We start from the raw sequence: 13383 nt of genomic DNA on the forward strand, positions 1-13383 counted from the left end.
CCAACGACAACAGCACGAAGGGCGCGGGCCCCGCTTGTGAGGAGTGGGGCCCGCGCCCTTCTTCTTGCTTTGTTCCTGTTTGTGCGCGGGTTAGCGCAGCCCGGCTGGGAGTGGCAGCGAGGCGTCAATCAGCTCAAACGGCCCAACACCGCCGGAGATGACTCCCACAATGTAGGCGCGGCCGTCGCGGCCGGTGATCCACACCGGGGCACCGGAATCGCCCGTGAAGTTCAGCAGGAGAGCCACGATCTCACCAGTGTGAACGTTGGTGGACACCACAGGACCGCAGGTCCTGCTAGAGCGCGCGCCATCCTTGCAGACAATCTGGCCCGGTGCCACGGCGCTGACCGGAAGGCGTCCACCGATGGCGCGATCCGGGTTAATGGACCGAGCGAACTGTGTGAGGTTGTGGTCCATGCCAGAGTCGAGCCCCAACGTGAGGTTCCCACCGCGCGTCTTGCCGGCATCAGTAACGTGCGGGTCGAGGCGGAACCAGCTGTAGTCACGGAACGAGTCGGATGTGAAGCCCTTCAACCCGACGTTCAGGCCGCCCTGATCGAAGACATACCCGGAATCCGCCATGTTGGAGGCAATGACTGCGCCGTCGGATGAGTAGACACGGATAGGACGGCCACCATCGATGGGCATGAGGCAATGCCCGGCCGTGATCCCGTACTTCGCGCCGTCCCGGTGCGCCACGGAGTTGAGGGAGCACAGTGCTTTAGCCCCGTTACTGTAATGGATCTCGATCTTATCGCCGGCATAAACCGGTGCTGCGGAGGCGGGGGCAACGCCGCACGCAACGGCGACCACTGTGGCCATCGCGGAGATTACCGCGCGGCGGAAACGGGAAAAACGGGAGGTCATAGCAGCACAATAGCAGGTGGTTCCAGCAATCAAGCGCCGCATAACAATCTGGTGTCCACACTGCCTGTGGATAACTAGTGGAAAAGTCCAGTCCAATGAGAGAAATTTACGCGGAGGAGAGCGGTTTATAGCACTTTGGTTACCTTGTCAAATGTGCTGGTGGTCGAGCTATTCACTGTTCGTGGAAGACGCATGACGCGGAATGTATCGGGGTTAAGCAGTCACGATGGGCGAATCTGTGAAAAAGTAACTGAATATTCCACAGAGATTCCACAGCCGTGGGAGGCATGTGGGTCACGAATCAGGGAATAACGGGCTTATTCCACAAGGACCTGTGGATAACTCCAGCGTGATGAGTCCACAAGAGTGGTCCGCTCGTGCCCCGGCGGGGTAGCATCACTTCGATGACTGGAGGGAGTTCACGATGACTGCAGGCAATGTCGCTGGAGGGGACAGCTTCGACGACCGGTTTGAGGACCTTGTTCCTCCGCCGCCTGAGCCGGGGGACGGCGGCGGGTACAGGAGCAACCGTCGCAACGGCCGCGGCTTCACGTCTGAGCGCGAGGACTTGAGCGAGTACCGCCAGCCCCCGCATGACCGGAAAGCCGAGCAGGGTGTGATTGGTGCGATGCTGCTCAGCCCCAATACCGTCACCGATGTGATTGAGGAGCTGCGGGAGGAGGACTTCTACTTCCCGGCCCACCAACTGATTTATCAGGCGATTCTGGACCTGTACTCCCAAGGCTCGCAGATTGACGTCCTCATTGTCTCCGGCCGTCTTGACCGGATGGGACAGCTCGAGCGTGCTGGGGGAGCGCCGTACCTGCACACCTTGATCTCCGAGGTTCCCACCTCTGCCAACGCGCGCTACTACGCAGACATAGTTGCCGAGAAGTCCACGTTGCGCCAGCTTGTGGACGCGGGAACACGTGTTGCCCAGCTCGGCTACGACGGCGGCGAGGGCATGGAGATCGAGGCTCTGGTGGATCGCGCGCAACAGGAGATCTTCGCCGTCGCGCAGACCAAGACGGGGGAGGACTACCAGGCACTCGCTGAGCTGCTCAAGCCTACTGTCGACGAGCTTGCTGCTTATGAAAAAGACGGCGGCCTCGCTGCCGGCGTGCCGACGGGCTTCCTTGACCTCGACCGGCTGACAAATGGCCTCCATGCCGGTCAGATGATCATTATCGCGGCCCGTCCTGGTGTGGGTAAGTCGACCCTCGCCCTGGATTTCGTGCGGTCCTGCTCGATCCACAACGACCTGACCTCGGTGATCTTCTCGCTGGAGATGAGCGCCTCCGAGATTGTGATGCGCCTGCTGTCTGCGGAGACCGAGATCAAGCTCTCCGCGATGCGTTCGGGCCAGATGGAGGAGTCTGACTGGGAGAAGCTCACCAAACGCCTCCGCGAGATCCAGCAGGCCCCAATTTTCGTCGATGATTCTCCGAACCTGACGATGATGGAGATCCGCTCTAAAGCCCGCCGCCTCAAGCAGCAGCACGGCCTAGACCTCGTGGTGCTGGACTATATGCAGCTGATGAGCTCCGGCCGCAAGGTCGAATCCCGCCAGCAAGAGGTCTCCGAGTTCTCCCGCCAGCTGAAGTTGCTGGCCAAGGAGCTAGAAGTGCCCGTTATCGCCATCTCCCAGCTCAACCGTGGCCCGGAGTCACGCACGGACAAGCGTCCGCAGTTGGCGGACCTGCGTGAATCGGGTTCATTGGAGCAGGACGCGGACATTGTCATGCTGCTGTACCGTCCGGACTCCCAGGACCGCGACAACGAGCGTGCGGGTGAGGCGGACATCATCATCGCCAAGCACCGTGGTGGCCCGATCGACACGATCGCGGTGGCGCACCAGTTGCACTACTCGCGCTTCGTGAACATGGCGCGGGGTTAAGCCGGTTAAGACAGCACTTTCCCGCGCTGTTCGGGCAGGGTGAGCGCAGCGATGCACGCCACGGCGAAGGCGGCTGCGAACACCCCGAACACAGCCGTGGGCCCGCCGAAGCTGAGCACCGGAGGCACAATGAGAGGCGCGATGATCGACCCGATTCGCCCGAACGACGCACCGGCACCTGTGCCCGTAGCGCGGATCGAGGTTGGGTAGAGCTCCGGACCGATCGCGTAGAGGGCACCCCACGCACCCAGGTTGAAAAAGGACAGTAAGCAGCCGGCGGCAATGATCTGCCACGGAGCCCCTGCCAAACCATACAAAACGGCGGCGCCAGCAGACCCGGCGAGGAAGACCGATAGAGTGATGCGGCGGCCCCAGACTTCAATAAGCCACGCGGCCGCGGCATAACCGGGAAGCTGCGCGATAGTGATGATGAGGGTGAACGTGAACGACCGCACCAGGGTGAAACCTTGGTCCACCAGCAGCGACGGAATCCAGATGAACGCGCCGTAGTACGACAGCGACACCCCGAACCACACGAGCCAGAACGCGGCAGTGCGCTTGCGCATCGCTGGCCCCCATATCCCGCCGCTGACCTCCGGCTCTGGGTCGCCGGGCGGGGAGTGGTCGATCTCAGAGGTGTCGGCGGCGGCCTCAAAGGTCCGCACGATCTCCTCGGCTTCATCGTGGCGGCCTTTCGATTCAAGGAACCGCACTGACTCGGGCAAGCCCATGCGCACGTAGATGGCATAGAGTGCGGGTACAGATCCGAGGGCGAATCCCCAGCGCCACCCGGTGTCACCCTGGCTGACTACGAAGGTTCCGATCACGGCCGCCATGATCCACCCCACGGCCCAAAACGCTTCGAGCAATACGACCATTCGCCCGCGGCTCTTACGGGGCGCGAACTCGCTGACCAAGGTGGACGCCACGGGTAGCTCCGCACCCAGGCCGAGGCCGACGAGGAACCGGAACACCATGAGGGAGCTGACAGACCAGGCGAGGGCGGAGGCACCCGTCGCTAAGCCGTAGACCAGCAAAGTGGCCGCAAAGACCTGCCTGCGCCCGATCTTGTCCGCGAGCAGCCCGCCTAGAGATGCCCCGATGGCCATTCCGATGAAACCAATCGACGCGATCCATGACGTCGTGCCCTTATCCAGGTCCCAGTGCACGGCGAGCGCGGCGATGATGAACGACACAAGGCCGACATCCATCGCGTCGAGCGCCCAGCCCACGCCCGAGCCGACGAGCAGCCGGCGGTGCTGGGAAGTGACCGGGAGACGGTCAAGACGCTCGTTTCGGGTCAGGGTATTGTCCATGGGCAGTGAGCATAGCTCTTGCCCTGGCAGGTCAACTACTTTAAATTCACTTTTCTAGCGCTCGCTGACCGAAGTGAACCGGTTGAGCCGTAGCGAGTTGCTCACAACGAACACTGAGCTGAACGCCATGGCGATGCCGGCGAACATGGGGTTGAGCAGGCCGATGGCCGCCACCGGGATGAGCAACACGTTGTAGGCGAAGGCCCAGAACAGGTTGCCCTTGATGATGCTCAGGGTGCGGCGTGACAAGCGGATCGCATCTGCCGCGGAGCGCAGGTCGCCGCCCATGAGGGTGATGTCTGCAGCCTCGATGGCCACGTCGGTGCCGGATCCCATCGCCAGGCCCAGGTCAGCGGTGGCCAAAGCAGCGGCGTCGTTCACGCCGTCGCCGACCATCGCCACGGTTTTGCCCGCTGCCTGCAGCTTTTCGACGACACGCACCTTGTCCTCCGGCAGCACCCCCGCCGTGACATTATCCGCATCGATGCCGACCGCGGTGGCTGCCGCGCGGGCAGCCCCTTCGTTGTCACCGGTGAGCAGGTGCGGGGTGAGTCCCAGCTCGCGCAGGTCCTCAATGGCTTGTGCAGAGGTGTCTTTGACGGTGTCGCGTACAGCGATGGTGCCGGCGGGGGAGCCATCAACGGTCACAGTGACAGCCGTGGCACCGTCAGCCTCGAAGGCTTCAGCCTTGGGTCCGCGGCCGCGGCCGACGGTGACGGAGGTGCCGTCGATAAGCGCGCGGACACCCTGGCCCGCTTCGTTGCTGAAGTCTGTCGCCTCAGGGATGTCGTTGTCAGCGGCGGTGACAATGGCGCGGGCGATGGGATGCTCGGAACCGGACTCGACGGCCGCCGCCAGCGAAAGCACCTGCTCTTGCGTGTAACCGGACTCGGGTGCGACAGCGTCGACCGCCATCTCACCTGTGGTGACGGTACCGGTCTTGTCCAGCACAATCGTGTCTACTTGCTGGGTCGATTCGAGGATTTCCGGGCCCTTGATCAGCAGACCCATCTGCGCGCCGCGTCCAGTGCCGACGAGGATCGCCGTGGGCGTAGCCAGGCCGAGCGCGCACGGGCACGCGATGATGAGCACGGCGACTGCGGCGGAGAATGCCGTCGGCGCGTCGTGGCCGATCGCCATGTGCACGGCCAGCGTGATCAGCGCAACCACGATGACGGTCGGGACGAAAATGCGGGAAATACGGTCCACAAGCTTTTCGACGGGCGCTTGCCCCGCCTGCGCCTGCCGCACCAGTTCGCTCATGCGCGACAGGGTGGTTTCGGAACCCACCCGCGTGGCCTCGACGATGAGGCGGCCAGTCTGGTTGACCGTGGCGCCCGTGACGGTGTCGCCGGGAGCGACGTCGACAGGCACGGACTCACCGGTGATCATCGAGTTATCCACGGCGGATACACCGTCGATCACGATGCCGTCCGTGGCGATCTTCTCACCGGGGCGGACCACGAAACGGTCACCGACAGCGATCTCGGAGGTGGGTACGCGGATCTCTTGGCCGTCACGGATAACAGCGGCGTCTTTGGCGCCCATTGTCGCGAGGTCACGCAGAGCTTCAGAGCTGCGTCCCTTCGCCTTGGTTTCGAACCACCTTCCCAGCAGCAAGAACGTGATCACCACGGCGATGGTTTCCAGGTAGATCTCATCCATCGCATGACCAGCGTTCGCACCGGGGGAGAGGCTCATGTCCATCGTCATTCCGGGTTCGCCGGCGTTGCCGATGAACAGCGCCCACACTGACCACAGGTACGCTGCCGTCGTGCCCAGGGTGATCAGGGTGTCCATGGTGACGGCACCGTGGCGCAGGTTCGCGATTGTCGCCTTGTGGAACGGCGCGCCGCCATTGATGTAGATCAAGGTGGTGAGCGTGAAAACGAGCCACTGCCAGTTCGTGAACTGGAGGGCCGGGACCATCGAGATTACCGTCACCGGCACGGCGAGAATCGCTGACCAGATGACTTTCCACTTGAGGTCGCTTGCTTCAGCTTCGCGGGCGGCTTCAATGCGGTCGGTGTCGGAAGCGTCGCCGTCGGCTGTACCTTCGGAGCCCGCGGTATCGCCGCTGCCGCCGCCGAGCGCGAATGCGTCGTACCCGGCGTCTTTGACAACCTGGATGAGCTGCTCGCGGTTAGTTTTGGACGGATCGTAGTCGACCGTCGCCGTCTCAGTGGAGTAGTTGACGTTGGCTTCCACCCCGTCAAGCTTGTTCAGCTTGCGTTGGATGCGGTTGGAGCACGAGGTGCAGGTCATCCCGGTCACACCCAGTTCGAGGTGCTCCAAATAGTTGGTGCTTGTCTGTGGTGTGGGGGCGGGTGCGGGGGCGCTCACTGTAGATGTATCTCCTCCCGGGTAGCGCGGCTTGAACCTTTCTCACCCTATGGAACGGCGAGGTAAGGGAAGATATTCCGAGAGGCGCGCAACGTGGTGCACCTCACCAGAGCGGTCCAAATGCAGAAAAGTTGACAAACCCGATTTCGCTCTAGACCTGAACGTGCAGGTTGGCGAGTTTTCGCCGGTTAAACCAGTGTCGAGTTTGTCAACTTTTCCGCAAGGGATACCGCGGGGGCCTCTAGACCAGCTTGTAACCAGCCTCTGCAACAGCGGCAGCGACGGCGTCGCGGTCGAAGCCTTCGCCCTCAACGGTCACGGTGCCAGCTTTGTGGTCGGCGGTTGCGCTGGTCACGCCGGCGACTTCGCTGACCTCTTCGGACACGCTCATTTCGCAGTGTTCGCAGGTCATGCCTTCTACGGTGAATGTCTGTGCCATGGGAGTAGTCACCTTCCAAAAAGGAACTCGGTTGTTCTTACGGTTCCCATGGTAGGACGGTTGGCATTAAGCGTCGATAAGCGAAAAGCCTGCGTACTCGACGGCGTACTCGATCTGTTCGTCGGTGAAGCCTTCGCCTGTGACCCGCATGACCTTTGTTTCTGCATTGATGTCGACGCCTTGGGTGCCCAGCACCTGGCTCACTTCAGCTTGCAGAGTATCCACGGAATTGGTGTCTGTCGGGCCCTCGAACCGGTAGTTCTTGGTCACGCTTGCTCCTTTTCTCGCTCGCGGGGAATGTCCGCGCCCTTGATAAGGTTGTACTCATCGACAGACGTTACTAGAGCAGACTCAGGAGAATAAAAATGAGCACCATCAATGTAACCGAGGACACGTTCACCGAGACCGTCGAGAACAACGACATTGTGATCGTTGATGCGTGGGCTGACTGGTGTGGCCCGTGCAAGGCGTTCGCCCCGACTTTCGAGGCTGCGTCTGAGAAGCACGAGGACGTGACCTTTGCCAAGCTGGACACCGAGGCTAACCAGGGTCTTTCCTCTGCGCTGCAGATCCAGGCGATTCCGACGCTCTTCGCGTTCCGCGAGGGCATCTTGCTGGGGCAGACCTCCGGCGCTATGCCGCCGGCTGGGCTGGAGGAGTTCATCCAGGCTGTGCGCGACGTTGACATGGAGCAGGTCCGCGCTGACATCGCAGAGCAGAACGAAAAGACTGAGGGCTAGTCGCTTTTCGACGGCTTCCCGTCACACCGCCCGCGCCGCAGACGGCCGGGCGGTTTTTCGTGCCCGGGTGAGCCGGGAACCGTTCGCGTAGACTCGGGGCACACTTTCCCGACGAAAATCTAAGGAATCACCATGGCTAACCCGTTCAGCAAGGGCTGGAACTACCTGATGCAATCCTTCGACACGGCGATCGATGAGAACGCCGACCCGAAGGTCCAGATCGAACAGGCTGCGAACGCCGCTAGAGAGCAGCACCGCGCTATCACGCAGCAGGCCGCGGAGATCATTGGCCAGAAGAAGCAGCTGGAGATCAAGCTGGGTCGTGTCCGCGAACAGCAGGCGTCTTTGCAGGACAAGACCAAGACTGCGTTGCAGATGGCTGACCAGGCAACCGCTGAGGGTGACACCGCCAAGGCCCAACAGTTCAACACAACCGCAGAGACGCTCGCAGCTCAGCTGGTGGCTACGGAGCAGGAGCTCGAGGGGCTGACCACGCAGTACGGCGCCGCAGAGCAAGCGGCCGCACAGGCCGAGCAGCAGCAGAAGCAGTCCGAGGCCCGCCTGCAAGAGCAGATGAATGAGGTCAACCGCCTGCGCCAGCAGGTCGACCAGGCCAAGATGCAGGAGCACACTGCCCAGACGATGGACACCATGGGGCAGTTCAGCCAGAACGACAACGTACCCACGTTGGATGGGGTGCGCGAGAAGATTGAGAAGCGCTACGCTACGGCACTCGGCCAGCAGGAACTGGCTGAATCTGGTGCGAGTGCCGCGATGGCTGAGATCGAGTCCGGCCAGACCGATGTCGCTGCATCATCCAAGCTTGCGGAGATCCGCGCGTCGATGCAGGCAGAGTCCGCTGGCGAGCTGACCCAGGGGTCGGCCCAGGCTGCTGCAAGCGATGATGCGGAGCAACACGAAGAGGCCCTCGAGCGTTTCGACGATGAAGCCCCACAAGCTCCGCTCAACGCGGAAGAGGCCGACAACCGCTAGTGAGTGCTTAGCTCTGGGTCCGGCGGATGTTGATCAGCACTCCGCGGATCCCGGAGTGGAAGCCGTCTCGCAGGTTGACGCGCTGGCTCTCGCTGAGCGTGTACTCATGAAGGGTTTCGCAGGCGAACTGCAGCAGCGGCCTGTCGATTTCGGGGGGAAGGCCGCCTCCCGAGAGAATGTGCGCTTTGTCGCGCTGCTCGGAAGAGGCGGCATTGTCGAACCACCACGTTGCGTACTGCTGGCCCACATCGAACGGGGTTTGGAACCCGGAGGAGGTCCATACTTCTTCCGGCAGCGGAACGTAGCGGGAGCGCAGTTTCCGGCGCGGCGCCATCATCGAGGGTTTCGGCGAGCTGGCTGCTAGTTGGGCTGGCGATGGCGGGCCAGGTGTGGGGCGGGGGTTGGGTGCCACGTGGTCCGTTGACTCGTGGGCAGCCTCGCGCTTGCCGCGCCCCTGCTCGGGCTTCTGTTCAGGTTCGGCGTGGTCTGCCTGCTCCACCTTTTGCTGCGCGAGTTCCTCAGCGGCGGCATCCGCCTCCGCCTGCGCGACGTGGGAAGAAAGAGGCTGTTCGCCGTCGGGGCGGGGAACGCCGCACATGCCGTCTTGGGTGTCGGTCTCGTCGATCGCGTCGACAAGCGGGCGCTCGCGAATGGTCGGTGGAAGCGGGCCCTCGAGCACCTGGAGCTGCATTGCTTCGGCGAAATCCTCGCGCGGATCGAGGATGGTGGTGGAGTCGCACGCGTGGCGCAGAGCTGAGGACATAGAGTCCCAGCCAAAGCCGTAGAGGTGCATGCGGACGCCTGCGTTGGTAGCTTCCTCGACGCCGGGGATCATGTCGGCATCGCCGCTGACCAGCACGAAGTCGCTGTACTGGCCGCGCATGGCGTTGGCCACGATGTCGGCGACAAGGCGGGTGTCCACGCCTTTTTGGGTGCGCCGCTCGCCCCATTCGATGAGTTGGCCGGTGCGCAACTGCACGCCGTCGCACGTGCGTAGAGCGCGCTGGTAGCGGTGGGGGCCAGAGTCTGGGATGCCGTCGTACCAGAACTGGCGGTGGATGGGTTGGTGTAGTTGCTGGGTAATCATGGTCCCGAGGTTGGCAACGACCTCGGGGAGGTCAATTTCTAATTGCGATCTTGCGCCTGTTTCCCACGAGTTGTAGAAACTCGCAAGTAAATATGACGTATCAACGAAAACGACTGTGCGCTCAAGCATGGCTCCTAAATCCGTATCTATTCATGTAGCTAATAACTTTTGTCGGTATCCAGTCTGCCTTAACTTGGATGAGCTTGTCAGATGCGCGCCGTCTACCTGCACGAATCTGTGAATTCAGGAATTGCTTGGTGGGAGCCGTTGCCATTTTGTCCCCATAGTTGTACGGTTGATTACACCACTAACTAACCGACGAACCGGAGGTCGCGATGGGCAACGACACAGAGCCGCTGTTCATGCAGATCGCACGCCTTATTCAAGACCAGATAGTGGATGGCCACCTAGAGGCCGGGGCCCGCGCACCGAGCACCAACGAGCTGGCGGCGTTCCATGAGATCAACCCCGCGACCGCGCGCAAAGGGCTCACGCTCCTTGTGGATGGCGGGGTGCTGGAAAAACGACGCGGGATCGGCATGTTTGTCACGCCCGACGCGCGCGAACGCATCCTCGCGCAGCGCCAAGCGGAGTTTGCGGGCGCGTACATTGCCCCGCTTATCGACGAAGCACTTCGCCTCGGCCACGACCTACCCACTCTCCACAACCTCATTGACCGCGTTGCAGAAAGTAGAGGAATGTACAAGTGATAATCGCACAGGAACTGACAAAAACCTTCGGCGGGGAGACGGTACTGGACCGGCTCGACCTCGCGATAGAATCCGGCGGCATCCACGGCCTGCTCGGCCGCAATGGCGTGGGCAAGTCCACTCTGCTCTCGCTCATCGCCGGCCAGCTCAAGCCCTCTGATGGCGAGCTCGATGTCTTCAACCAGAAACCGTTCGACAACGCGACCGTCATGGACCGCGTCTCCCTGACCGGTGTCGATGTCGCCTACCCGGGGTGGGATCGCGGAATCGCCGACGATCTTGTGGCTGATTTCGCTCTCGATGACGCAATGACGACGGCGTACAGCCAGCTGTCGCGTGGTCAGCGAGCAATGGTCGGCAACATCGTCGGTCTCGCGTCGGGCGCAGAGCTCACGCTTCTCGACGAACCCTACGTCGGCCTCGACATCCACAACACCGACGTCTTCTACCACCATTTGCTCGAGCTTTCCGGGTATGGCCGAACGTTCATCATGGCAACGCACCACATTGAGGACGCCGCCAAGCTCCTCGATTCCGCGATCATTCTCGGCCGCGACGGCCGCATCGCCGCGCACATTCTCGCAGAGGAGGCCGACGATTACGTCGTGGCGACCGGCTCCTTTGACGAGCCCGAGCACGCGCTTGCTTATCGACGCACCGATGCCGGGTCCCGCGCCCTCCTCCCCGCCACAAGCGCCACAGGCCTTTCGGCGCGCACCGCGCCTGCCGGCCTCGGCGACGTTATCGAGTCTCTCCTGGAGGTGAGCTAACCATGTCTGTAACGATGACGGCCCTGGATGCCCCATTCTTCTGGCACCAGTTCAAGGCGGGGTCACGGTGGCGCCTGCTGCTCCTGCCCATCGCGCTCATCTTTCTCATCGGTGGAGCCTGGGTGGGCAGCTGGACGGCAGTGGTGGCAGGTAGTCTCATCGGCTCGTTGACCCTGCTGGACGGCCTATACCCAGAAAAGAACATCTTCCGGGCGTTGGGGATGAATGCGGCTAGAGCGCGCAGCCAGCTACTCATGGTGACGGCGCCGGTCGTTATTGCCGCAGCATTGATCTACCTTCTCTTTGTGCCCGGCATGAAGGGGGTAACCGGTGCGCTCATCGCAGCCACCTGCGGAGTGTTGTTCGTAGCCACCCACGATGCTGTCGGTGATCAGGCGCGTTACGGTGAGGTGGAGTCCACGCGTATCCGGCCGTCTGGTCCGCTGCTGGTCCAAGCCATGTGGTGGCCGACGCTGTTGGGCGCCGCCATTGCCGGTGCCGGGCTCTCACTGGCAATCTATCTTGCCGGTTTCATCGAAAACGATACGTTTTCTTCCATCCTCGCAGCTTTGCCCGTGCTGTTCTTCTTCATGTGGCTGGGCACCGAGACAGTGACGAGTGGTCTGAGCCCACTGGTCGCGCATTCGTACGGATTCACCCGAAAGGCGTGGGCAGTGCACGTGCTGGCAGTCAGTGTGGGTGCGGGAGCAATTCTCGGCGTGATTGCAAGCGCCGGAAGCATTCTATTGCCGATTGACCACGTCGATGTTCAACCGGAGGTGTTCATCCTGGTGGCAGTGACAGTTGTGGCGGCCGGAGTATTCGCCGCAGGCACCGTCTCCAAAGCCAAGGCACTCTTTCCGGCGGCAGGATTCTTACTCTGGTTCGGCGTGCGTGACCTCCTGCGATTCGAGGAAACTGCGGGGCGAGTCCCACTTGGACTGCTTATCGTTTCCAGTGCTGTCGCGCTCGTAGGCTGCGTGTTCATCGCGCTCTACGTCGCAGGGAAGATCAACCTCACCCACGACAACATTCGCAGCATGTCCAGCGTTGGCGGAGATAGCTAGAAACCGTGTTTGTGCTGGGGGTTTGTGTTGTTGGTGGTTGGTGTGTAGCTTTATGTGAGTCAGCGTGACCGACAACGCCCCGCCGGACAGTGTGGTTTGGTGAGATGGCGGTAGGAAAACAATCGTTGGCAGGGATCTGAAACACTTTCACTGAGTATCAAGTGATTTGCTTGGTGTGGTGGTGGGTGTGTAGGGTCGTCCAAGCTACTTCGAGCATGGCCCTGGTTGTGGGTTGTGTTTGGGTGTGCGTGTGTTGTGTGAGAACTCGATAGTGTGCCAATGTTTTTTGGTTGGTTGTGTGCGACCTTTTTGATGCCTGCACGTGTTTTGTGTGTGGTGTGTGCTGGTCGGTGGTGCCTGAACCTATTGATGGGGTGTCACTGTGCTGGTTGGTCGTGTGTGACTGATTGGAAATATATTTTTTGTTGCTTCTTCTTTTTCCCCGTCAGGGATGAGGGGCAACATGTGGATGAACCTTTTGGTTTGTCTAGTAATTTTAGGATTGCCAGTTCACGCACTGGTGCATGGTTTTTTGTGCTGATGCGCTTTGTGTGTGGGTGGTTTTGTTTTGGTTGGGTTTTGGGCTTTTCACGGCCTGTTTCACTGTGTTTTGTTGAAACTGTTTTTGTGGAGAGTTTGATCCTGGCTCAGGATGAACGCTGGCGGCGTGCTTAACACATGCAAGTCGAACGGAAAGGCCGAAGCTTGCTTCGGTACTCGAGTGGCGAACGGGTGAGTAACACGTGGGTGATCTGCCCTGCACTTTGGGATAAGCCTGGGAAACTGGGTCTAATACCAGATAGGACCACGTCTTGGATGGTGTGGTGGAAAGTTTTTTCGGTGTGGGATGAGCTCGCGGCCTATCAGCTTGTTGGTGGGGTAATGGCCTACCAAGGCGTCGACGGGTAGCCGGCCTGAGAGGGTGTACGGCCACATTGGGACTGAGATACGGCCCAGACTCCTACGGGAGGCAGCAGTGGGGAATATTGCACAATGGGCGCAAGCCTGATGCAGCGACGCCGCGTGGGGGATGACGGCCTTCGGGTTGTAAACTCCTTTCGCCAGGGACGAAGCGTAAGTGACGGTACCTGGATAAGAAGCACCGGCTAACTACGTGCCAGCAGCCGCGGTAATACGTAGGGTGCGAGCGTTGT

General features: G+C 61.2%; 12 protein-coding genes and 1 rRNA gene. 7 read left to right on the forward strand and 6 right to left on the reverse strand.

Translation table 11 applies throughout. The annotated features are described in order from the left end of the window. Positions 1-90: 90 nt before the first annotated feature. The gene (locus KBX19_RS02700) at positions 91-867 is read right to left on the reverse strand and encodes a hypothetical protein (RefSeq protein ID WP_005287883.1); all 777 of its coding nucleotides are present in this window, start codon (positions 865-867) and stop codon (positions 91-93) included. Between the two features lie 424 nt (positions 868-1291). Here KBX19_RS02700 and dnaB point away from each other — a divergent pair, with 424 nt between their 5' ends. Beyond that, complete coding sequence (gene dnaB, locus KBX19_RS02705; protein WP_255997275.1) at positions 1292-2764, forward strand: replicative DNA helicase; 1473 nt, start codon at positions 1292-1294, stop codon at positions 2762-2764. 5 nt (positions 2765-2769) lie between these two features. Here dnaB and KBX19_RS02710 read toward each other — a convergent pair whose 3' ends face one another. From KBX19_RS02710 to KBX19_RS02725, 4 genes are all read right to left on the reverse strand, one after another. Next, positions 2770-4080 (reverse strand): MFS transporter, encoded by a 1311-nt coding sequence (locus tag KBX19_RS02710; RefSeq protein WP_255994588.1) that lies wholly within the window; start codon positions 4078-4080, stop codon positions 2770-2772. Positions 4081-4134: 54 nt separating this feature from the next. Further along, the gene (locus tag KBX19_RS02715) at positions 4135-6345 is read right to left on the reverse strand and encodes a cation-translocating P-type ATPase (protein WP_255997285.1); all 2211 of its coding nucleotides are present in this window, start codon (positions 6343-6345) and stop codon (positions 4135-4137) included. Between the two features lie 319 nt (positions 6346-6664). Further along, positions 6665-6862 carry a heavy-metal-associated domain-containing protein gene (locus KBX19_RS02720; RefSeq protein ID WP_255994586.1) on the reverse strand — a complete coding sequence of 66 codons (198 nt, stop codon included), beginning with the start codon at positions 6860-6862 and terminating at the stop codon, positions 6665-6667. Between the two features lie 66 nt (positions 6863-6928). Beyond that, complete coding sequence (locus KBX19_RS02725) at positions 6929-7132, reverse strand: hypothetical protein (RefSeq protein WP_005287897.1); 204 nt, start codon at positions 7130-7132, stop codon at positions 6929-6931. 95 nt (positions 7133-7227) lie between these two features. Between KBX19_RS02725 and trxA the strand changes: the two genes are divergently transcribed. Together trxA and KBX19_RS02735 are read left to right on the forward strand one after the other, a co-directional pair. Next, positions 7228-7602, forward strand: a complete 375-nt coding sequence (gene trxA, locus KBX19_RS02730) for a thioredoxin (RefSeq protein ID WP_005287900.1) — start codon at positions 7228-7230, stop codon at positions 7600-7602. Positions 7603-7734: 132 nt separating this feature from the next. Continuing rightward, entirely contained in the window at positions 7735-8595 is an 861-nt protein-coding gene (locus KBX19_RS02735; RefSeq protein ID WP_005287902.1) for a PspA/IM30 family protein, read from the forward strand. Between the two features lie 7 nt (positions 8596-8602). Here the strand turns inward: KBX19_RS02735 and KBX19_RS02740 are convergent, their stop codons facing one another. Further along, the gene (locus tag KBX19_RS02740) at positions 8603-9811 is read right to left on the reverse strand and encodes an NYN domain-containing protein (protein ID WP_255997276.1); all 1209 of its coding nucleotides are present in this window, start codon (positions 9809-9811) and stop codon (positions 8603-8605) included. A gap of 206 nt (positions 9812-10017) precedes the next feature. Between KBX19_RS02740 and KBX19_RS02745 the strand changes: the two genes are divergently transcribed. The 4 genes from KBX19_RS02745 to KBX19_RS02760 form a co-directional block, all read left to right on the forward strand. Next, positions 10018-10392, forward strand: a complete 375-nt coding sequence (locus KBX19_RS02745; protein ID WP_005287908.1) for a GntR family transcriptional regulator — start codon at positions 10018-10020, stop codon at positions 10390-10392. After that, positions 10389-11162, forward strand: coding sequence for an ATP-binding cassette domain-containing protein (locus KBX19_RS02750; protein WP_255997278.1), 774 nt, complete (start codon positions 10389-10391; stop codon positions 11160-11162). The genes KBX19_RS02745 and KBX19_RS02750 overlap by 4 nt, the downstream gene beginning before the upstream one ends. A 2-nt stretch (positions 11163-11164) precedes the next feature. Continuing rightward, positions 11165-12229: a hypothetical protein gene (locus KBX19_RS02755; protein WP_255997279.1), complete on the forward strand. Its 1065-nt coding sequence runs from the start codon at positions 11165-11167 to the stop codon at positions 12227-12229. A gap of 624 nt (positions 12230-12853) precedes the next feature. After that, positions 12854-13383 (forward strand): 16S ribosomal RNA (locus KBX19_RS02760); the annotation flags it as partial.

It is taken from the genome of Corynebacterium sp. CCUG 71335 (assembly GCF_024454075.1).
Classification (GTDB): domain Bacteria; phylum Actinomycetota; class Actinomycetes; order Mycobacteriales; family Mycobacteriaceae; genus Corynebacterium; species Corynebacterium genitalium.